The sequence below is a fragment of the Serratia sp. (in: enterobacteria) genome, assembly GCF_051654945.1.
Lineage (GTDB): Bacteria > Pseudomonadota > Gammaproteobacteria > Enterobacterales > Enterobacteriaceae > Chania.
The window spans coordinates 137,962-158,453 of the sequence record NZ_JBOFZA010000067.1; the positions used below are offsets into that span (position 1 = coordinate 137,962).

The 20,492-nt window shown below is 57.0% G+C and carries 15 protein-coding genes and 1 pseudogene; 3 read left to right on the forward strand and 13 right to left on the reverse strand.

The window, feature by feature from the left end; all coding sequences use genetic code 11:
• Window positions 1-4: 4 nt before the first annotated feature.
• The 9 genes from phnK to ACRDCA_RS09745 form a co-directional block, all read right to left on the reverse strand.
• A complete protein-coding gene (gene phnK, locus ACRDCA_RS09705) occupies window positions 5-793 on the reverse strand; it encodes a phosphonate C-P lyase system protein PhnK (RefSeq protein WP_438689318.1) in 789 nt (262 codons plus the stop codon).
• On the reverse strand, window positions 793-1,644 hold the full coding sequence (locus ACRDCA_RS09710) for an alpha-D-ribose 1-methylphosphonate 5-phosphate C-P-lyase PhnJ (protein WP_438689319.1): 852 nt from the start codon (window positions 1,642-1,644) through the stop codon (window positions 793-795). The genes phnK and ACRDCA_RS09710 overlap by 1 nt, the downstream gene beginning before the upstream one ends.
• Window positions 1,637-2,722 carry a carbon-phosphorus lyase complex subunit PhnI gene (locus tag ACRDCA_RS09715; protein WP_438689320.1) on the reverse strand — a complete coding sequence of 362 codons (1,086 nt, stop codon included), beginning with the start codon at window positions 2,720-2,722 and terminating at the stop codon, window positions 1,637-1,639. The genes ACRDCA_RS09710 and ACRDCA_RS09715 overlap by 8 nt, the downstream gene beginning before the upstream one ends.
• Entirely contained in the window at window positions 2,722-3,303 is a 582-nt protein-coding gene (phnH, locus tag ACRDCA_RS09720; RefSeq protein ID WP_438689321.1) for a phosphonate C-P lyase system protein PhnH, read from the reverse strand. The genes ACRDCA_RS09715 and phnH overlap by 1 nt, the downstream gene beginning before the upstream one ends.
• Window positions 3,304-3,306: 3 nt before the next feature.
• Window positions 3,307-3,750 (reverse strand): phosphonate C-P lyase system protein PhnG, encoded by a 444-nt coding sequence (gene phnG / locus ACRDCA_RS09725; RefSeq protein WP_438689322.1) that lies wholly within the window; start codon window positions 3,748-3,750, stop codon window positions 3,307-3,309.
• Window positions 3,751-4,479 carry a phosphonate metabolism transcriptional regulator PhnF gene (gene phnF / locus ACRDCA_RS09730; RefSeq protein ID WP_438689323.1) on the reverse strand — a complete coding sequence of 243 codons (729 nt, stop codon included), beginning with the start codon at window positions 4,477-4,479 and terminating at the stop codon, window positions 3,751-3,753.
• Window positions 4,480-4,730: 251 nt separating this feature from the next.
• Entirely contained in the window at window positions 4,731-5,195 is a 465-nt protein-coding gene (nrdG, locus tag ACRDCA_RS09735; RefSeq protein ID WP_438689324.1) for an anaerobic ribonucleoside-triphosphate reductase-activating protein, read from the reverse strand.
• A gap of 173 nt (window positions 5,196-5,368) precedes the next feature.
• Entirely contained in the window at window positions 5,369-7,507 is a 2,139-nt protein-coding gene (nrdD, locus tag ACRDCA_RS09740; RefSeq protein ID WP_438689325.1) for an anaerobic ribonucleoside-triphosphate reductase, read from the reverse strand.
• Window positions 7,508-7,809: 302 nt separating this feature from the next.
• Window positions 7,810-8,706, reverse strand: coding sequence for a LysR family transcriptional regulator (locus tag ACRDCA_RS09745; protein ID WP_438689326.1), 897 nt, complete (start codon window positions 8,704-8,706; stop codon window positions 7,810-7,812).
• A gap of 104 nt (window positions 8,707-8,810) precedes the next feature.
• Between ACRDCA_RS09745 and ACRDCA_RS09750 the strand changes: the two genes are divergently transcribed.
• On the forward strand, window positions 8,811-9,335 hold the full coding sequence (locus ACRDCA_RS09750) for an NAD(P)H-dependent oxidoreductase (RefSeq protein ID WP_438689327.1): 525 nt from the start codon (window positions 8,811-8,813) through the stop codon (window positions 9,333-9,335).
• A 65-nt stretch (window positions 9,336-9,400) separates the two neighbouring features.
• On the opposite strand, the gene treC is transcribed toward ACRDCA_RS09750, so the two are convergent.
• From treC to treR, 3 genes are all read right to left on the reverse strand, one after another.
• Window positions 9,401-11,065, reverse strand: a complete 1,665-nt coding sequence (gene treC / locus ACRDCA_RS09755) for an alpha,alpha-phosphotrehalase (protein ID WP_438689328.1) — start codon at window positions 11,063-11,065, stop codon at window positions 9,401-9,403.
• Window positions 11,066-11,080: 15 nt separating this feature from the next.
• Window positions 11,081-12,496, reverse strand: a complete 1,416-nt coding sequence (gene treB, locus ACRDCA_RS09760) for a PTS trehalose transporter subunit IIBC (RefSeq protein WP_438689329.1) — start codon at window positions 12,494-12,496, stop codon at window positions 11,081-11,083.
• Window positions 12,497-12,701: 205 nt separating this feature from the next.
• Window positions 12,702-13,649 carry a trehalose operon repressor TreR gene (gene treR / locus ACRDCA_RS09765; protein WP_438689330.1) on the reverse strand — a complete coding sequence of 316 codons (948 nt, stop codon included), beginning with the start codon at window positions 13,647-13,649 and terminating at the stop codon, window positions 12,702-12,704.
• A 413-nt stretch (window positions 13,650-14,062) separates the two neighbouring features.
• On the opposite strand from treR, the gene mgtA reads away from it, so the two are divergent.
• Both mgtA and ACRDCA_RS09775 read left to right on the forward strand, forming a co-directional pair.
• On the forward strand, window positions 14,063-16,771 hold the full coding sequence (gene mgtA / locus ACRDCA_RS09770) for a magnesium-translocating P-type ATPase (protein ID WP_438689331.1): 2,709 nt from the start codon (window positions 14,063-14,065) through the stop codon (window positions 16,769-16,771).
• Window positions 16,772-17,065: 294 nt separating this feature from the next.
• Window positions 17,066-19,412: pseudogene (locus tag ACRDCA_RS09775) on the forward strand (beta-N-acetylhexosaminidase).
• A 36-nt stretch (window positions 19,413-19,448) separates the two neighbouring features.
• Here ACRDCA_RS09775 and ACRDCA_RS09780 read toward each other — a convergent pair.
• Complete coding sequence (locus ACRDCA_RS09780) at window positions 19,449-20,378, reverse strand: LysR family transcriptional regulator (RefSeq protein ID WP_438689332.1); 930 nt, start codon at window positions 20,376-20,378, stop codon at window positions 19,449-19,451.
• Window positions 20,379-20,492: the final 114 nt, after the last annotated feature.

The following is a 20,492-nucleotide window of genomic DNA, read 5'->3' on the forward strand; positions in this document are numbered from 1 at the left end:
CTGTTTACGACAGTACCGAAGAGACCAGCAACTGGGTGTAAGGGTGGTGCGGATCGTCCAGCACCCGGTCGGTCAGACCGCTTTCCACCACCTCACCTTCTTTCATCACCAGCAAGCGGTGGGCCAGCAGGCGTGCCACGCCCAGATCGTGGGTGACAATCACCGCTGCCAGCTGCATTTCCACCACCAGATTGCGCAGCAGATCCAGCAGCCGCGCCTGCACGGAAACGTCCAGCCCGCCGGTTGGCTCATCCATAAACACCAGCTTCGGATGGGTCACCAGATTGCGGGCGATCTGCAAGCGCTGCTGCATACCGCCGGAGAAGGTGGTGGGCAGATCGTCCAGGCGAGAGACCGGGATCTCCACGTCCTCCAGCCACTGTTTGGCCTGCTGACGAATATCACCGTAATGGCGCTGACCGATGGCCATCAGGCGCTCACCGATGTTGCCGCCGGCAGAAACCTGTGGCCGCAGGCCGTCGAGTGGATGCTGATGCACCACGCCCCAGTCGGTGCGCAGCAGGCGGCGGCGATCGCTTTCCGCCATGGCATACAGATCCTGCAGCTGTCCTGGCTGCGGGCGGTAGAGGATTTGGCCCTGTTGCGGTGCCAGTCGGGCAGAGATCGACTTGAGCAGCGTGGTTTTACCCGAGCCGGATTCGCCGACGATGCCCAGCACTTCACCGGGATAGATATCGAATGACACGTTGCTGAAACCTTTGCCCGGCGCGTAAAGGTGGGTGAGTTGATTGACCGTCAGCAACGGCGTGGCACTCAACGGAACGGAAGTCATCAGTGCGGTACCTCTTGATTGAGTTGTTGCTGGCAGAAGTCGGTGTCTGAGCAGACGAACATCCGGCTGCCCTGGTCGTCGAGCACCACCTCATCCAGATAGCTGTGGCGTGAGCCGCATAGGGCGCAAGGCTCTTCCCACTGCTGTACGCTGAACGGGTGATCGTCAAAGTCCAGGCTTTCCACCTTGGTAAACGGCGGCAGGGCGTAGATGCGCTTTTCCCGGCCGGCACCGAACAGCTGCAATGCAGGCATCATGTGCATCTTCGGGTTATCAAATTTAGGGATTGGAGACGGGTCCATCACATAGCGATCGTTAACCTTCACCGGATAGGCATAGGTCGTAGCGATATGGCCGTAGCGGGCGATATCCTCATACAGCTTCACCTGCATCACGCCGTATTCTTCCAGCGCGTGCATCTTGCGCGTTTCGGTCTCGCGCGGTTCGATAAAACGCAGTGGCTCCGGGATAGGTACCTGATAAATCAGGACTTGGTCAGCCTGCAATGGCGTTTCCGGTATGCGGTGACGGGTCTGGATCAGCGTCGCTTCTGGCGTGCGCTCGGTGGTAGCGACTCCGGCCACGCGTTGGAAGAAGCGACGGATGGAGACCGCGTTGGTGGTGTCGTCGGCACCTTGGTCGATGACTTTCAGCACGTCGGCGCGGCCAATGATGCTGGCGGTGATCTGGATGCCGCCAGTGCCCCAGCCATAAGGCATTGGCATCTCGCGGCCACCGAACGGCACCTGATAACCGGGGATCGCCACCGCCTTGAGGATCGCGCGGCGGATCATGCGCTTGGTTTGTTCATCCAGGTAACCGAGGTTATAGCCGGTCAATACTTCACTCATGGCGAGTCTCCTGAAGGGCGGCGAATTCCAGTTGCAGGCGTTTGAGCAGCTCCAGCTCGGCCTGGAAATCGACGTAGTGCGGTAGCTTGAGGTGGGAAACAAAACCGGCGGCCTCCACGTTATCGGCGTGGGCCAAGACAAACTCTTCGTCCTGCGCCGGGCCTGCCACGTCCTCACCGTATTCGGCGGTTTGCAAGGCGCGATCCACCAGCGCCATCGCCATGGCTTTGCGTTCCGAGCGGCCAAACACCAGCCCGTAGCCACGGGTGAAGTGCGGCGGACGATCTTGCGGGTCGACAAAGCCGTTCACCATCTCGCATTCGGTCAGCAGGATCTCGCCGATATCGACGGCGAAACCGAGTTCTTCCGGCACGATCTCCACGCTAACGTAACCGCTGCGGATCTCCCCGGCGAACGGATGGTTACGGCCATAGCCGCGCTGGGTGGAGTAGCTTAATGCCAGCAGAAAGCCTTCATCGCCACGCACCAGCTGTTGTAAGCGCGCCGAGCGGGAGCACGGATAAACCGGCGGGTTGCGGGTTATATCGTCTGGAATACTGCCATCATCTTGTTCCGCCAGTGCCAGGTGCTGCTGATTCAGCAGGTCGAACACGTGGGCACAGCTCTCTGGCAGCGGCTCATCGGCCTGCGGGGCGGCAGGCGTTTCACCGTTGGCCAGCAGTGCAAAATCCAGCAGGCGATGGGTATAGTCATAAGTGGGGCCAAGCACCTGGCCACCGGGCAAGTCTTTGTAAACCGCCGAGATCCGCCGCTCTAACCGCATGTTCTCACTCACCAACGGTTCGCTGACGGCCAGACGTGGCAAGGTGGTACGATAGGCGCGCAGCAGGAAAATGGCCTCCACCAGATCGCCGCTGGCCTGCTTGATGGCCAACGCCGCTAGCTGACGATCGTAAATACCGCCTTCCGTCATCACCCGGTCAACGGCCAAACCCAGCTGTTCGCCGATTTGCTCTGCGCTGAGCGCTGGGACAGTTTCGTCGCCCCGACGCAGATTTTCCTGTAGTTGATGGGCAGCCTCGATGGCCTTTTCGCCCCCTTTCACCGCAACGTACATCAGTACTCCTCCACGCGGGTGGTTCTTGGCAGTGCCATCAGACGCCCGCCGCTGGTCAAGATAATGTCCAGACCCAGCGGGAAGCGCTGAGGTCGTCCGAGTAGATAATTCCGTAATGCAGTTGGCAACGACGGAGATATTTCCCGTTGTTTTTCAATGCCGGGGCCGGAGAGCTGTAGCCCGTCACTGCCTTCCAATGTCGCTACCTGCACCACCAATGTGGCACCGAACTCCGGCGAGACTTCACTACCATGCGGTAGAGCGCTTAATTCGGCAGGTTGTAACTGGTCATCCCATACCGCCAGGTGGATATCTTCCGGGCGGTTAGCCAGCGCTGCCCCGGTATGAAAACGGATGTTAGTTAGCACTTGCTCACTTTTTAGCTCAGCACAGAGCTGAAGCGGCGTTTCCTGATCGGCCAGCGTCAGCAACACGGCGGTGCTGGCGGTGTTCAGCGCACCCCATGTCGGAACATCTGGGAGCTCAACAATCACCCCAGGCTCACTTAACGCCTTTAAAATCAAACGAAAAGCCTGCTGCGATTGTTCAATCGGCTGGTCAAAACCGGCTAATAACGTCATGGCTTAATCCCCTCGCACCAGCGTAAAGAAATCCACCCGGCTGGAGGCGACGGCGCGGGCGCGCAGCTGGCGCTGCTCCTGTTGCAGTGCGGCCAAGGGTTCGATCAACTGAAGCTGTAGCAATTCATGGTTGGCGGGTTGCTGTAGCAGGGCGTCGATCAGCGCACATAGCTCGGCATGATCCTTGTCACGCCCGCTGATGTAGCTGTAGCCCTGGCCGCCGTTTGCCAGCTGCACCACCGCGCGGGTTACGGTCATGTCGCCCAGCACAAAGCGGCGGCCAGTCGCCCCCATGCGCCCTAGCAGCTGCGTCAAGCCAATCTCCGGGGCGCGCAGGCGTTGGTAGCTCGGGTTGAGGTTCAGCGCCTGCCAGTGGCTGCGCAACTGGGCGGGCTGGCTATGCGCCAGTACCGACATCCAGCGTTGTCTCTGCTGTAAGGCTTGCATTCAGTGCTCCATCGTCAGTTCGATCATGTCGGCACGCGCCAGGCTGACGGAGTATTCCGCCACCGTATCGCTGCCGCTACAGGTGTTCAGGGTGCGCACGCATAGCAACGGCGCATGGGTGGCGATCTCCAGCAGGCGGCTCTCTTTCGCCTGGGAACGCCGGGCGCTGATGCGGGTCTGGCGGCGGGTCAGCGGCTGGTGGATCTGCTGTTGGATAAACTCGTGCAGTGAACCGCTGTGGAACTGTTGCAGCGCGGGCCACCAGTCTAAATCGGGCAGATAGTGGTCGATCACGCTCAGGGGTACGCCGTTCACCCGGCGCAGAGTGCGCAGGTGGATAATGGTTTCTCCCTCTTCACGGCTGAGGGCGCTGGCGATATGCCCATTACACGGGCGTAATACTGCAAGTAAGCGCTCACTGGTGGGATGGCTTCCCTGTTCGAGCAGGTTCTGGCTGAAACGGGTATTGGCGTGCAGCGGATAGTTATAGGGGCGCAGCAATACCAGAATGCCGATGCCGTGGCGGCGTTGCAGCCAGCCGCGCTCTACCAGCTCATCGACGGCACGGCGCAGCGTATGGCGATTGACCTGATAGCGTTCGGCAAGCTGTTGTTCTGAAGGAAGATAATCCCCACAGCGGTATTGGCTGCCCAGCTCTTGCTCCAGCTGGGCGGCAATCTGCTGATAGCGGGTTGGAAAACTGGTCGGATGTCTAGATAAGTGCGTCATAGCTAAACCCTCGGCACTTCGGTTAGGGAAGAAAGCGGCAAAACGGCGATGAGATCCATGTTCGGCACTCGGTAGTCACGTTGGCATCATGGTGCCGAGGGCAGATGACAATCACGTGACGCGCAGGTGGCGAACTGATGAACAATTTGGGACAGGGAGATGATGCCGTGCGGGATAGCGGATGGTGGAGAAAATGGATTTTTTGCGATGCAAGGCGGGCGCAGCCTACGCTGCACCAAACGGGGATAAAACTAGCGCAGCTTATGCACCACTTGATTAGCGCTGCCGCGCCAAATCAGCGCCGGGTCTTTTAAATCCTGCACAAACTTGCCGTCTATCAATACGTTAATCCGATCGACGATCTGCATCTGTTCGCTATTCAGTTCATCCAGCTTATAGCCGGTCCACAGCCAGATATCTTTGCCTGGGCATTCGGCATGGACTCGCTTGATCAACTGCAACACGGCGGCAACGTTGGCCGGATGCAGCGGATCGCCGCCGGACAGCGATAGCCCTTGGCGTGGAATGCGCGTGTCGTTGAGATCGGCCACGATCTGGTCTTCCATCTGCTGGGTAAACGGCAGGCCGGAATTGACCCGCCAGGTGCTTTTGTTATAGCAGCCCGGGCATTCGTGTACACAACCGGCCACAAACAGCGTGCAGCGGGTGCCGGGGCCGTTGACCACGTCGATGGGATAATACTGGTGGAAATTCATAATATTATTTTCTTTTATGTTGCCCTCACCCCAACCCTCTCCCAGCGGGAGAGGGACTGTCTGGAGCACTTGGTTGGTCCGTGCTGCTTTGGGAAGTGGGGTAAAGGTATTACGCAGAAAAATCAGCGAACTCAATGGTTCCCCTCTCCCTGTGGGAGAGGGTTAGGGATCAGTTAACCAATTTCCCCATTGCCCAGATGTTTCACCCGGCGCTTCACTTCTTCCTGCTTGCCGGCGTTGAACGGACGAGCATCCGGGCTGCCCAGATAGCCACACACGCGGCGGGTCACCGAGACTTTTGCCGAATCATGGTTGCCACATTTCGGGCAGGTAAAGCCTTTGCTGGTACAGGAAAACTCGCCGGTATAGCCGCACTCGTAGCATTCATCGATCGGCGTGTTGGTGCCGTAATAAGGCACGCGGGTGTAGCTGTAATCCCACACGTCTTCCAGCGCCTTCAGATTGTGCTGCAGGTTCGGGTATTCGCCGTAACAGATGAAGCCGCCGTTAGCCAACGGTGGGTATGGCGCTTCGAAGTCCAGTTTGTCGTAGGGATTGACCTTTTTCTCCACATCGAGGTGGAAACTGTTGGTGTAATACCCTTTATCCGTCACCCCATCGACGACGCCAAACTCGTTGGTATCCAGGCGGCAGAAGCGATCGCACAGGTTCTCACTTGGCGTACTGTACAGGCTGAAGCCGTAGCCGGTTTCTTCCTTCCAGCTTTCGGTGGCGTCTTTCAGGCGTTGCACAATCGCGATGGCCTTGGCACGCAGCTGCTCGTCGTCGTAAACGTGTTGTTCCGCGCCAAACAGCGCGTTGATGGTTTCATGCACGCCGATGTAGCCCAGCGAAATCGAGGCACGGCCGTTTTTAAAGATTTCCGCGATATTATCGTCGGCCTTCAACCGTACGCCGCAGGCGCCTTCCATATACAGGATCGGTGCCACGCGGGCCTTGATGCCTTCCAGGCGTGCAATGCGGGTCATCAGGGCTTTCTTGGCCAGCAGCAGACGCTCATCCAGCAGTTCCCAGAAGCAGTTTTCATCACCTTGGGCTTCCAGGGCGATGCGCGGCAGGTTCAGGCTGATGACGCCGATATTGTTACGGCCATCGTGGATCAGCTCGCCGTTCTCTTCATAGGTGCCGAGGAAGCTGCGGCAGCCCATCGGCGTTTTAAACGAACCGGTAACCTTGACCACCTGATCGTAATTGAGGATGTCCGGATACATGCGTTTGCTGGCACATTCCAGCGCCAACTGTTTGATGTCGTAGTTGGCGTCGCCAAATTTATGGTTCAGGCCGTCGCGGATCGCGAACACCAGTTTCGGGAACACCGCGGTTTTACGGTTTTTGCCCAGCCCGGCAATACGATTTTTCAGGATCGACTGCTGGATCATGCGCGATTCCCAGCTGGTACCCAAACCGAAACCGAAGGTCACAAACGGCGTCTGACCGTTGGCGGTGTGCAGGGTGTTCACTTCGTATTCCAGCGACTGGAAGGCGTCGTAGCACTCTTTCTCGGTGCGGGTCATCGCATAGCCTGCCACGTCCGGGATCTGCCACTGCTCTGCTACCTGCTGGTGCTTGTTGAAGCTCTCGGTCACGAACGGGGCCAGGATCTCGTCGATGCGGTTAATGGTGGTGCCGCCATAAATATGGCTGGCAACCTGAGCGATGATCTGTGCAGTCACTGCGGTGGCGGTAGAGATCGACTTCGGTGGTTCGATCTCGGCGTTGCCCATCTTGAAGCCGTTGGTCAGCATGCCTTTAAGATCGATCAGCATACAGTTGAACATCGGGAAGAACGGTGAATAGTCGAGATCGTGATAGTGGATCTCGCCACGCTCATGGGCCAGCACCACATCGCGCGGCAGGATATGTTGTTTGGCGTAGTGTTTGGCGACGATACCGGCCAGCAGGTCGCGCTGGGTAGGGATCACCTTGCTGTCTTTATTGGCGTTCTCATTGAGCAGCGCGACGTTGCTCTGCTCTACCAGGCCACGGATTTCCTGGTTCAGACGCCCGCGCAGTTCGCGTGAGACATCACGATCGTGGCGATATTCGATGTAGGTACGTGCCAGCTGCTTATACGGGCCAGCCATCAGTTGGTTTTCTACCGCCTGCTGGATTTCATGGATGTCCACCCGCGGCTGGTTTTCCATCTGTTGAGCGACCACCCGGGCGACGGTAGCGCAGTAGTCGGCATCGACAACTTCAGCGGCTAAAGCGGCCCGCTCGATGGCCTGCCTGATCAGCTCTTCGTTAAAAGATACCTGGCAACCGTCCCGTTTAATCACTACTGGTTTCACGTTGTTACTCCTGTCCCCATCGGGGAGCGTCGGCTTATCCACAGGGCAAAACCGCAGGGCACAAGGGCTGCGGAGGGTGTGGATTATTTTGTGGATAACTACTATATATAGGTGATTGAATTTCTATGGGCACTATATATGGGTGTGGTGTCGGTTTTTATGACACAGGTCAAAGAATCTGGGGAGCAGTTTGAACGCTGTACAGCCAGCAGTTTCAGAAATATTTGTAACCCTTGCTATCAGCGGCTTGAATGAAGAATGCCGATTATCCGAAAGATCGTTAAAGCGTGATTACGATCGCATCACGCCGAATCGAGGCGAAAATGCGCCAGTAAAAAATCCACCCAGACGCGCACCCGTGGCGGCAGATCAGACGAGGCATAATAGAGCCAGATTTGCGTAGGTTTTGGCCAGTAATCTTGCAGCACCGGCAGCAACGTTCCCTGGCCAAAATGCTGTTCGACATACCAACGCGATAGGCAAGCGATACCTAGCCCGCCCAACGCGGAGTCTAATAACATTTCCGGGCTGCTGGCGGTCAGACGGCCATGCAGATCCAACGTTTTATACGGCAGTGGCCATTTGACATTGCGCCCGGTAGCCGGGTTGCGGTGCAGCAGGCAACTGTGTTGCAGCAGATCTTCCGGCAGCTGTGGTGTGCCATATTGGGCAAGATAGGCGGGGGAGGCGACCAAGACCATCTGCATTGGGTAGAGCGGGCGTGCCACCAATCGGCTGTCGGGATCGACCTGGCTACCAATGCCCACATCAAAACCTTCACCCACCAGATTGACCACCCGAGCATCCAGCGACAGATCCAGATCGATCATCGGGTAGCGCTGTAAAAACTCAGGGATCAGCGGCATCAGCACCTGACGACCAAAGCCGGGGATCATGCTGACGCGCACGCTGCCGGCAGGAGGAAGTTGCGCTCCCCCGGCCAGTTCCAACGTGGCGGTCAGCGCTTGCCACAGCGGTGCCACCTGCTCCAGCAAGGCTTTGCCCTCGTCGGTCAGTACCACGCTGTGGGTGTTGCGTTGGAACAGCCGCAGCGCCAGCTTCTCTTCCAGCACGCGGATATTTTTGCTGATCGCCGCCGGAGTGACGCCCAGTTGGCGTGCAGCGGCGGAGAAGTTCTGTGTCTGAGCGGCGCTGAGAAACGCCGGTAACAGGCGATGTACATCCATCGGCAGCGGCATGGTGGTTGATACTTTAGGTTGAAGTTAATGTGACTGTTTACAGACTACACCGGAACGCGGGGAAATGAAAAAATGTGCCATCAACGATAAACGAGGAATTCCCCATGTCGCGTATTTTAGTCCTGACCGCCCACCGTTTCCCCGACGACTCCCGCGTCAATAAGGTGCTGATTGAGGCGCTGCGCCCGTTACCTAACGTCACCGTACATGAACTGATGCGCGTATATCCGGACTACCAGATTGACGTCGCTCGCGAGCAGGAACTGCTACAGGCGCATGATGTGGTCGTGATGCTGTTCCCGTTCTATTGGTACAGCTCTCCGGCGATCCTCAGCGAATGGCAGGATGCGGTATTAACCCATGGTTTCGCCTATGGCAGCGAAGGTAACAAACTCCAAGGTAAGCCGTTGCAGCTGGTGGTCACCACCGGCGGTAATGCGCAGGCCTATTCACCGGCAGGCTATAACCGTTACCCGGTTACCGATCTGCTGAAGCCATTTAACGCCGTCGCTAACCTGACCGGCATGGATTATCTGCCGCCGCATCTGGTGCAGGGCGTGTTTGATATGAGCGATGAGGCGCTGGCGCAGGAAGCGGCGGGCGTGGTGAAGTTGATGCAAAGTTTTTAAGTTCGGTGGGCGGCTACCTCAGGACATAGCCGCCCGGTATGAGTGCTCGAATCCGCTTTGGCCAATCAGGACTCCAACAGCCACCAGTTTGCCTCGAACGGGCGCAAGACCTTGGCCCTTGGCTGTTCCGCTGCATCGGCATAGTTGCTTATCAGCGGTCGCCACAGCTCTGAGGACTCCACGCCAGCGGCATCCCACGCCAGTAGCTCACGGCTCAGGTTGGCGACTACCAGCAACCGTTGCCCATTCCAGCTACGTTGGTAGCACCACAAGGCCGGATGAGCCGGGGCCAGATCCTGATAATCACCGTGGGTCAGTAGGGGATACTGCTTGCGCAGGGCGATCAGATGGCGATAGGCGTAAAACACCGAATCCGAATCGGCCAAAGCCGCAGAGGCGTTAATCTGCGGGTAATTCTCCGCACAGGCAATCCACGGCGTACCGGCGGTGAAGCCCGCATTGGCGGTAGCATCCCATTGCATTGGCGTGCGGCCATTGTCCCGTGATTTGCTTGCCAGTATCGCCAACAGCTCCTCATCGCTTCTTCCCCGAGCATGCAGCTCGGCGTACATATTCAGGCTTTCCACGTCGCGATAACTCTCGATTTGCTGGAAACCTGGGTTGGTCATGCCGAGCTCTTCGCCCTGATAGATGTACGGTGTGCCCTGCATGCCGTGAAGCACCATCGCCAGCATCTTGGCGGCGGTCACCCGCAGCTCGTCTTCGTCGCCAAAACGTGAAACGATGCGCGGCTGGTCGTGGTTACACCAGAACAGCGCGTTCCAGGCGCGGTTATGCATGCCTTGCTGCCAGTGGTGGAAAATCTGCTTCAGCTCGACATAATCCGGTGCGGCCAATGTCCACTTTTGCCCATCGGCATAGTCCACTTTCAGGTGGTGGAAGTTGAAGGTCATCGACAGCTCGGCACCGCTTTGTGCGGCATACTGCTGGCAGTGTTCTAGGGAAGTTGAGGACATCTCGCCCACGGTCATCAAGCCACGCGGCTGGAACACCTCGCGGCTCATCTCCTGCAAGAACTCATGAATGCGTGGGCCGTCGGTGTAAAAACGGCGGCCATCGCCCTGACTATCGTTCGGGAAGTCCTGCTGTTTGGAAACCAGGTTAATCACGTCAAGACGCAACCCATCGACACCTTTATCCGCCCAGAACTGACACACTTTCTTCAGCTCTTCGCGCACTGGCGGATGTTCCCAGTTCAGATCGGCCTGCTCGGTGGCAAACAGGTGCAGGTAGTATTGGCCGCTGTCGGCGTGCCATTGCCAGGCATTGCCGCCAAATTTGGAGCGCCAGTTGTTGGGCAGAGCATCGCCTTCGCCGTCGCGCCAGATATAGAACTGACGCAGCGGGCTGGTGGGATCCTGCGCGGCCTTGAACCACGGGTGCTCGGTGGAGGTGTGGTTAAACACCATATCCATCACGATGCGGATGCTGCGCTGGTGGGCTTGTGCCACCAGGTGCTCGAAGTCGGCCAGGGTGCCGTAGGCCGGATCGATGGCGCAGTAATCGGCCACGTCATAGCCATTATCGACCTGAGGCGAGACATACACTGGCGTCAGCCAGATGGCATCGACGCCCAGTTCCTGCAAATAGTCTAGCCGTTGAGTCACCCCGGCCAGATCGCCATAGCCGTTGCCGGTGCTGTCCTGGAAACTCTTCGGATAGATTTGATAAATAACGCCGTTCTGCCACCAGGGGATTGGATTGCTCATAATCACTCTCGTTGTTTATACCGGTAATTCGCCGCGGCTGGCTTTGCGTTTGTACACCATCATGGTCAACAGCAGCGGGATCACCACGGCTACCAGAATGGCGAAGGAGTAAATCAGCCAGAACTGCGGTTGGATTGACAGGATGCCGGGCAGGCCACCTACGCCGATGCCGTTGGCCATCACGCCGGTCAGGCCGCAGATCAGGCCCGCGAAGGCGGAACCGATCATCGCGCACAGCATCGGGAAGCGGTATTTCAGGTTGATACCATACATGGCCGGTTCGGTAACGCCGAGGTAGGCGGAGATGGCGGCCGGTACGGAAATCTCACGTTCATTAGCCTTGCGGCTGACGATGATGATGCCCAGCACCGCCGAGGCCTGTGCGATATTTGACAGGGCAATCAGCGGCCAGACTGGCGTACCACCCATGCTTTGGATCATCTGCATATCGATCGCCAGCGTGGTCTGATGCACCCCGGTGATCACCAACGGCGCATACAGGAAACCAAACAGCGCGGCACCGATTGGGGCGAAGCTACCGGTCATCACCCATTTCACTGCCCAAGCTACACCATCACCAATCATGCGGCCAAACGGACCGATCAGCGTGTGCGCCAGGAATACCGCCAACAGCAGGGAAACCACCGGCACCACCACCAGATACAGATAATCCGGCACGATCTTTTTCAGGCGGGTTTCGATCCAGCCTAGCGCCATACCGGCGAGGATCGAGGGGATCACCTGTGCCTGATAGCCGACTTTCTCAATGGTGAACCAGCCAAAGTTCCACACTTCCGGTATTTGCTGGCCGAGCAGGTAGGAGTTCATCAACTGCGGAGAGACCAGGGTGATGCCCATGACGATGCCGAGCACCGGGGTACCGCCCATTTTTTTCACCGTTGACCAGCAGATGGCCACCGGCAGGAACATAAAGATGGCTTCACCCAGCAACCACAGGAAGTCGTAAATGGTTTTCCAGGCCGGGTGCATCTGGGCCAGCGTTTGGCCGCCGGACATCGGGATATCGCCGATCACGTTGCGGAAGCCCAGGATCAAACCACCGCTAATCAGCGCGGGCAGCAGCGGGAAGAAGATCTCGGCAAAGTGTGAGATACCGCGTTCGAACCAGGTCATATTCTGGCGGGCGGCCAGCTTGGCCTGTTCTTTATCGGCTTCATTGATGCCAGTGGTGGCAATCAATGCCTGATAGTAATCACCCACTTCGGGACCGATCACTACCTGGAACTGCCCGGCGTTGGTGAAGCAGCCTTTGACCATCCGCAGCTGTTCAATCTCTTTCGGTTTGGCCTTGGCGGGATCGTTAAGAACGAAACGCAGGCGGGTAATGCAGTGGCTGACGGTGGCGATATTCTCGCGGCCACCTACCAGCACGATCAGGCGATCGATGTCCTGCTGCTGAACTTTGCTCATTATGGCACCTTGATTATCAGTGAGGCACAGAGGTATGGATGTTTTTAAGCTTAGTCACTCAGTCGTTTTTATTAAATGGGAACGTTCCCAACTTGCGGTGAGGATCACAAAACGAACAATAAAGCTTCAGATAGCGTCAAAATGAACGCCGGCTCAATACGTAGGGGCGCTGCATGCAGCGCCCGGTGAGACGTGGCCTTATTTATCAGGCCAGTTTGCAGGGGATAATGATTTGGCGGATGTCGAGTTCACCGCTCAATTGGCCTAGCAGCTGAAGTGCCGCCTGCTGCCCGGCGGTGCCATAGCCCAATTCGACCGAAAACGTCTCTGGGAACAGGAAGTTGAGCATCGGCGTATTACCGATAGCGCACACTTGGAGCGATGCTATCTGTTGCTGTTGCAGGTATTTCATCGCACCGAGAGCGATGGTATCGGAGGCGCACACCAGCGCGGTGGTTTGCGGTTCGATCACGTTGGCAGCCAGTTGGAAACCGCTCTGATAGTTCAACTCGCCCAGTGCGACCACCGGCGGGATTTTCTGCGCGCGGCAGGTATCCAGATAGGCCTGATGGCGGCGCATCCCGGTGGTGGCATCGGACTCCTGCACGCCCAGGTAGCTGATATGGTTGTGGCCCTGTTTGCGTAAGCGCTGCATCAACAGTTTCACGGCACCTTCATCGTCATAACAGACGGAGGAGATCCCTGGATATTCGCGGGCGACTACCACCATCTTTTCCTGCCATGGTTTGAGCATGTCCGCAGTCAGGCCGGTGAAGCCGAACAGGATCACGCCGTCGACGTGGCGCTGGCGCAGCACGTTGAGATGCTCCTCCACCAGCCGGGTTTCAAACTGACTTTCCATGACGATCGGATCAAAGCCCTGCTGATACAGCAGCGGCAGCATGGTGCGCACGGCCTGATTTTCCGAAGGTGAATCCAGGCGGGAAACGATGATCGCCACGACTTTGTCGCTCTGGCCGCGCATGGCTCGCGCGGATTTTGATGGGGTAAAACCCTGGCTGCGGATCACCGCCTCCACCCGTTCACGGGTTTGCGGGCTTACGCTGCCTTCGTTATTCATCACGCGTGAGACGGTAGACTTGCCTACCCCGCTCAGGCGGGCGATATCCTTGATTGTCAGCCGGTTTTGCATGGTTTACTTATCGTTTAGGTTATGAGGCTTAAACTTACAACATCCCACTTATGCTCGCTACCATAGCGCATTTTAGCGTGCGGATCTTGGTAGATAGCCGTAGTGACGCAAAAATGGAATGGCCGCGATTGCCGTTCTTTTTCTTTTCTTTGATCTGAGGTTAATTCCTGCATGGATCCCGATCCGAGCCCCAACACCACTCATTCGGTTCCCCGGTAAAACCTCTCCGCTCTGCGTTGCTGTTTTACCGGTTTAGGTAAGCAGCGGCACTTGTTCGATAGTTCGCCTCTGTTGTGATTGAAAATCAGCGATCTGCTCTGGCGGAGGTTTTTTGGCGTGTCCGAAAACCGAGCCAGCGGGCCGATCCGCCGTCCCCCCACTGCCGTGAGGCGTTGGGCGATAAGGTGCGAACGATGAAAATTAAACAACTTCCCCGTCGGCTGCTGGGTATGCTCAGCCGCAATTTGCCACGCCGCCTGGTACGGCGTGATGCACTGTTGGAAAGCGTCAGTGGTACGGCACATGAATTGCCCGCAAGCCTGACACAACAACGTCTGGAATGCGCTGCCGCCAGCGCGATGCAGCTGTACGAGCGCTTCAACAGCCATCCGGAAGGTATCACCGAGCATGAGGCAGAAACCGCCCGCGCCCGGTTTGGCAGCAACACCATCGAAAATCAGCAGGCCGAAAGCTGGTGGCGGCATCTGTGGCATTGCTACAGCAACCCGTTCAACCTGCTGCTGACCGTGCTGGGGCTGATTTCCTACGCCACTGAGGATCTGATCGCGGCGCTGGTGATTGGCCTGATGGTGCTGATTTCCACGTTGCTGCATTTTATTCAGGAAGCCCGCTCCAACAAGGCGGCGGATGCTCTGAAGGCAATGGTCAGCAACACCGCAACGGTTTACCGCAGCGATGCGCATACCGGTAAAAGCGAACATAGCGAGCTGCCGATTTCGCAGCTGGTGCCGGGCGACATTATCAAGCTGGCCGCAGGGGATATGATCCCGGCTGATTTGCGCCTGCTTTCCGCCAAGGACTTGTTTATCAGCCAGGCGGCGCTGACCGGTGAATCACTGCCGGTAGAAAAAGTGGCCGATCCCCGTGGTCAGGTGAGCGATCCGCTGGAGTGTCAGAACCTGTGTTTTATGGGCACCAACGTTGTGAGCGGCACTGCGCTGGCCATGGTGATTGGCACCGGTAGCGAAACCTACTTCGGCCAGTTGGCACAGCGCGTCACCAGTCAGGATGAGCAACCTAACGCCTTCCAGGCCGGCATCAGCAAGGTGAGCTGGCTGCTGATCCGCTTTATGTTGGTAATGACGCCGATTGTGCTGCTGATTAACGGCTTCACCAAAGGTGACTGGTGGGAAGCGGCATTGTTTGCGCTTTCGGTCGCTGTGGGGCTGACGCCGGAAATGTTGCCGATGATCGTCACCTCCACTCTGGCGAAAGGGGCGGTCAAGCTGTCGCGCCAGAAGGTGATCGTCAAACGCCTGGATGCGATCCAGAACTTTGGTGCGATGGATATTCTGTGCACCGATAAAACCGGCACGCTGACCCAGGATAAAATCGTGCTGGAACGCCATACCGATGTGTTTGGTGCCAGCAGCGAGCGGGTGCTGCGCTATGCCTGGCTGAACAGCTTCTACCAGACCGGGCTGAAAAACCTGCTGGACGTGGCGGTGTTGAACTGTGCCGAAGAAAGTAAACAGCCGGATGCCTTGCAGCATTACCGCAAAGTCGACGAGATCCCGTTCGATTTTGAACGCCGCCGCATGTCGGTGGTGGTGGCGAAAGAGGCGCAATACCACGAGCTGATCTGCAAGGGCGCACTGGAAGAGATGCTGGCTATCTGTAGCCACGTGCGCCAGGACGGAGAGGTGATCCCGTTGAGCGAAGCGCTGCTGGCGCGCATCCGCCGTGTGACCGACGATCTCAACCAGCAAGGGCTGCGCGTCGTAGCGGTGGCCAACAAGATCCTGCCTGCGACGGATCATGAGTATGGCGTGGCAGATGAATCGGATCTGATCCTCGAAGGTTATATCGCCTTCCTCGATCCACCGAAAGAGAGCACCGCACCGGCCTTGGCCGCGCTGAAAAAGAATGGTGTGACCGTCAAAATCCTCACCGGTGACAATGAGCTGGTCGCCACCAAAGTGTGTAAGGACGTCGGGCTGGATGCAGACCACATCCTGCGTGGCAGCGAGATCGAACTGATGGACGACGCCACGCTGGTAGCGGCCGCGGCGCGTACCACGGTGTTTGCCAAGCTGACGCCATTGCACAAAGAACGCATTGTCCAACTGTTGCGTAAGCAGGGGCATGTGGTGGGCTTTATGGGCGATGGTATCAACGATGCTCCGGCGCTGCGTGCGGCGGATATCGGCATTTCGGTAGACTCGGCGGTAGATATTGCCAAGGAAGCGGCGGATATCATCCTGCTGGAAAAAAGCCTGATGGTGCTGGAGCAGGGAGTGCTCGAAGGCCGCCGTACGTTTGCCAACATGCTGAAATACATCAAGATGACCGCCAGCTCCAACTTTGGTAACGTCTTCAGCGTGCTGATTGCCAGCGCCTTTTTACCTTTCCTGCCGATGCTGCCGCTGCATCTGTTGATCCAGAACCTGCTGTACGATATTTCACAGATTGCCATCCCGTTCGATAATGTTGATGACGATCAGATCACCAAGCCACAGCGGTGGAACTCTGGCGATCTGGGGCGCTTTATGGTGTTCTTTGGGCCGATCAGTTCTATCTTTGACGTGCTGACCTTCGCCCTGATGTGGTACGTGTTCCAGGCCAATACGCCGGAAATGCAGACGCTGTTCCAGTCTGGCTGGTTTGTGGAAGGGCTGCTGTCGCAGACGTTGATCGTCCATATGATCCGTACGCGCAAAATTCCGTTTATCCAGAGCCGCCCTTCCTGGCCGCTGTGTGTGATGACGTTGGCGGTGATTGCCATCGGTATCGGCCTGACCTTCTCACCGCTGGCGGGCTTCCTGCAACTACAGGCGTTGCCGCTGGGCTACTTCCCGTGGCTGGTGCTGATCCTGGTCGGTTACATGGTGCTGACCCAGTGTGTGAAAGGCTGGTTTGTCCGCCGGTATGGCTGGCAGTAGCTTTGCTGCGTGCCCCTCACCCTAACCCTCTCCCACAGGGAGAGGGGACCGATCGAGTTCGTATTTGGTTGCAGAAATCTATCCGATCACCGCATTAAAACAGCGCTCTCTAATTCGATCACTGAGCTCAACTATGGCACTGAGCTAGCTCCCTCTCCCTGTGGGTGAGGGGGACCTCCAAACCAATCTGTGATCCATCGCACTGTTTTGCCTTCGCGGTTGGACATCTCTCTTCGGCTCAGTCTTTATCTACCTCATTGGCAAGCTTGATTTTTTTCCTCTGAGGAATTTCCGATGCACAAACCCTTCAGTTATACGCTACTGGCTTCTTCGCTGTTATTTTCCCTTAATGCGCTGGCCCAACCGGCGGGTGATTTGCCGCTGATGCCTTGGCCACAGCAGGTCGAACTGGCGCAGCCGCAAGGCAAGCTGGTGCTGGATTACCGCTTATCGTTCGACGTTCAGGGGGACGATTTAGGGGAGGCGCAGGCACGTTGGCGCGACCGCCTGGAACGGCAAACTGGTTGGACGCTGGCCCCACAGGGTGAGAAAAACCAGGCCGCAACGATCAACATCATGATCAAACATCAGGTTGCGGCCCAGCCGCTGCCAGACAGCGATGAAAGCTACCAACTCAAGGTAACGCCGCAGGGAGCGACGCTGACGGCCAACACCCGCTTCGGGGCGCTACGCGGTATGGAGACGCTGCTGCAACTGGTGCAGACCGATGGCGAAAACACCTTTATGCCGTTGGTCAATATTACCGACGTTCCACGTTTCCCTTGGCGTGGCGTACTGTTGGATTCGGCACGTCATTTCCTGCCGGTTGAGGATATCCTGCGCCAGCTCGATGGCATGGCGGCGGCCAAGCTCAACGTTTTCCATTGGCATCTCACCGACGATCAGGGCTGGCGCTTCGCGTCCGAGCACTATCCCAAGCTCCAGCAACTGGCCAGCGACGGTCATTTCTACACCCGTGAGCAGATGCAGCAAGTGGTCGCTTATGCCACGGCACGGGGCATCCGTGTGGTGCCAGAAATCGATTTGCCGGGCCACGCCTCTACCATTGCGGTTGCCTACCCAGAACTGCTCAGTGCGCCGGGGCCGTATCAAATGGAACGCCATTGGGGCGTTCACAAGCCCACGCTCGATCCTTCGAACGACAAAGTTTATCAGTTTGTCGACAGTATCATCGGCGAGTTGGTGGCGATCTTCCCAGATCCCTACTTGCATATCGGTGGGGATGAGGTGGATGCCACCCAGTGGAAAGAGTCCAAAACCATCCAGGCGTTTATGCAGCAAAACCAGTTGGCGGATGCCCATGCGTTACAGGCCTTCTTCAACCAGAAGCTGGAAAAGTTCCTCGAACAGCATCAGCGGCGCATGGTGGGTTGGGATGAGATCTACCATCCGACCTTACCGCGTACCATTGTGATCCAATCCTGGCAGGGGCCAGACTCTCTGGGGGCCAGCGCTCAGGATGGTTATCAAGGCATTCTCTCTACCGGCTTCTATCTCGATCAGCCGCACAGCACCGCCTATCACTATCGCAATGAAATCTTGCCTCAGCCGCTGGGAGTTGATACCGAAGTACAGGCTGGCGAGCAGGCGCAGAGCTGGCAGTTCAGCATGCCGCGTTTGAAAGGCAGCCCGGTGGAAGGCACCTTCACGCTGATCGAAGGCAAGCAGGGGTGGCGAGGCTTTGTCGATTTCAAAGGTAAATCGCGCCGTGCGCTGCGGGAGATCGAATGGCGAACGCCAGAGCAGGTGACCTTCCGCATTGATACCTGGATGGGCGACACCCGCCCGGTATTTACCCTACAGCAGGATCAACTGAGCGGTTACACCCTGGTGGGCAACGTGCGTTACCCAACCGACGGCAATAAGCTGGCGGCGATCCCGGCTGGCATTATGCCGGTGGTGCCAGATGAGCAGCATCAGGCCAATATTCTGGGGGGCGAGGCCGCCTTCTGGGCGGAAAACATTCGTGCGCCGGTCCTGGACGTCAAACTGTGGCCGAGAACCTTTGCCGTGGCGGAGCGTCTGTGGTCGGCCAAGGATGTGACCAATGAGGATAATATGTATCAACGCCTGGCGGCAATAGACGCCTGGTCGGTGGTGTCTGTCGGCTTGCAACAGCATGCTGAAACGGCACGCGAATTTACCCGGTTGGCTAACAGCGTGGATATTACGCCATTGCAGATCCTGGCCGAAGCGGTCGAGCCGGGGCAGTATTACACGCGTCAGCATCTGAAGTTCAAAGCGGGTAATTATCACCAGTTTGAGCCGCTGAACCGCTTTGCCGATGCCATCCCACCGGAAAGTGCGGCGGTACGCGATCTTAATACTCAGGTGGCGTTGCTGCTTAAAGACAAGAACCATCGCGCAGCGGCAGAGGCGATCCGTGAACGCCTGCAACGTGGTGATGAAGGATTTGGCACCGGTGGCGCAAGATGTCGGTACATTGGCCGATCTGGGATTGATGCTGCTGGAACGCTATCAGCAGGGTAAACCCTTGAGCAAAGCCGAGGCGGAACAGGCTCGGCAACAGCTGGATGCGGCGGCACAGATCCGGGATGAAGTGGTGATTGCCGCGGTATATCCGCTGGAAACGCTGTTGCGTGCAGTCGCGGTGCAGTAATTGTGGCAGGGGATGGCGCGGTTGCTGTCCCCTGGTTTAAGACTGCGTCAGCCAGCTGTCCCAGATGGGCACTGGTTGTAGCTGTTCCAGCAGAAAATCGATAAAGGCGCGTACCTTGGGGTTGCTGTAGCGGCTGGGGAAATACAGGGCATACAGGCCGTGGGTCGGATGGGTCAGTTTGCCGTCCAGTGCCAACGGAACCAGGGCACTTTGCTCAATCAAATCGCCCAAAAGATAGGTAGGGAGATAGGCAATGCCTTGATTTTCCAAAACGGATTTCAGCAACACCAGGCTGCTGTTGGCTTGGATCGGGGTGCTGGTCTTTAAGTGGTGTGCGACGCCATGCTCATCGGTCGTCTTCCAGACCGGGGTTAGTCCAGGATAAATCAGGCATTGATGATGGGCTAAATCCTGAATGGAATGCGGCGTACCATATTTTTCGAGATATTTGGGGCTGGCGCAATAGGCCCAATTGATCGTAGCCAATTTACGCATGGCATAATTAACCGGCGGTTCTGAAGAAACGCGCAATGCGATATCAAAATTGGTTTCATTAAGATTAACAAAATTGTCGCTAAGGTTAATATATAAATCAACATCGGGACAACGCTCACGAAAATGACTTGCCAACGTTGCCAAATGGGAATAACCAAAAGCCATTGAGCAGGTTATCCTTAATTCCCCATTAGGATGATTATAGTAACCCGCGGTAGTGTTGAGCGATTCATTAAAATCCAGCAACAGTTGAGTTGCACGGCTGTATAAATATTGGCCGGGTTCGGTAAGCGTAAAGCTGCGTGTGGTTCTCTTCAGTAAAGTGGTGCCCAGTTGGCTTTCCAGCTGTGCCAAGCTCTTGCTGACCGCCGAAGGCGAGACGTTCAGATGTGCGGCAGCCTCAGATAGCCCACCACATTCCACAATTTTGACCAAAACTTCCAGTTGTTTTAACGATGCTGGGCTGCTCATTTTTTCCTTTTGTTCATGAGTGATTTCTTTAAACGGTACGAATGCGCTATTACATCGCTTAGAACAAAATGACATTATTAATAACAGAATACGCTGTACCGGATTGGATCACAA

Excerpts from the sequence above, each read along its gene's own strand:
- phnF (WP_438689323.1), bottom strand. The coding sequence starts at position 4,479 with ATGACGCACTTATCTAGACATCCGACCAGTTTTCCAACCCGCTATCAG.
- mgtA (WP_438689331.1), top strand. The coding sequence starts at position 14,063 with ATGAAAATTAAACAACTTCCCCGTCGGCTGCTGGGTATGCTCAGCCGC.
- treC (WP_438689328.1), bottom strand. The coding sequence starts at position 11,065 with ATGAGCAATCCAATCCCCTGGTGGCAGAACGGCGTTATTTATCAAATC.
- nrdG (WP_438689324.1), bottom strand. The coding sequence starts at position 5,195 with ATGAATTTCCACCAGTATTATCCCATCGACGTGGTCAACGGCCCCGGC.
- treR (WP_438689330.1), bottom strand. The coding sequence starts at position 13,649 with ATGCAAAACCGGCTGACAATCAAGGATATCGCCCGCCTGAGCGGGGTA.
- ACRDCA_RS09750 (WP_438689327.1), top strand. The coding sequence starts at position 8,811 with ATGTCGCGTATTTTAGTCCTGACCGCCCACCGTTTCCCCGACGACTCC.
- ACRDCA_RS09745 (WP_438689326.1), bottom strand. The coding sequence starts at position 8,706 with ATGCCGCTGCCGATGGATGTACATCGCCTGTTACCGGCGTTTCTCAGC.
- phnH (WP_438689321.1), bottom strand. The coding sequence starts at position 3,303 with ATGACGTTATTAGCCGGTTTTGACCAGCCGATTGAACAATCGCAGCAG.
- ACRDCA_RS09710 (WP_438689319.1), bottom strand. The coding sequence starts at position 1,644 with ATGAGTGAAGTATTGACCGGCTATAACCTCGGTTACCTGGATGAACAA.
- phnG (WP_438689322.1), bottom strand. The coding sequence starts at position 3,750 with ATGCAAGCCTTACAGCAGAGACAACGCTGGATGTCGGTACTGGCGCAT.
- phnK (WP_438689318.1), bottom strand. The coding sequence starts at position 793 with ATGACTTCCGTTCCGTTGAGTGCCACGCCGTTGCTGACGGTCAATCAA.
- ACRDCA_RS09715 (WP_438689320.1), bottom strand. The coding sequence starts at position 2,722 with ATGTACGTTGCGGTGAAAGGGGGCGAAAAGGCCATCGAGGCTGCCCAT.
- treB (WP_438689329.1), bottom strand. The coding sequence starts at position 12,496 with ATGAGCAAAGTTCAGCAGCAGGACATCGATCGCCTGATCGTGCTGGTA.
- ACRDCA_RS09780 (WP_438689332.1), bottom strand. The coding sequence starts at position 20,378 with ATGAGCAGCCCAGCATCGTTAAAACAACTGGAAGTTTTGGTCAAAATT.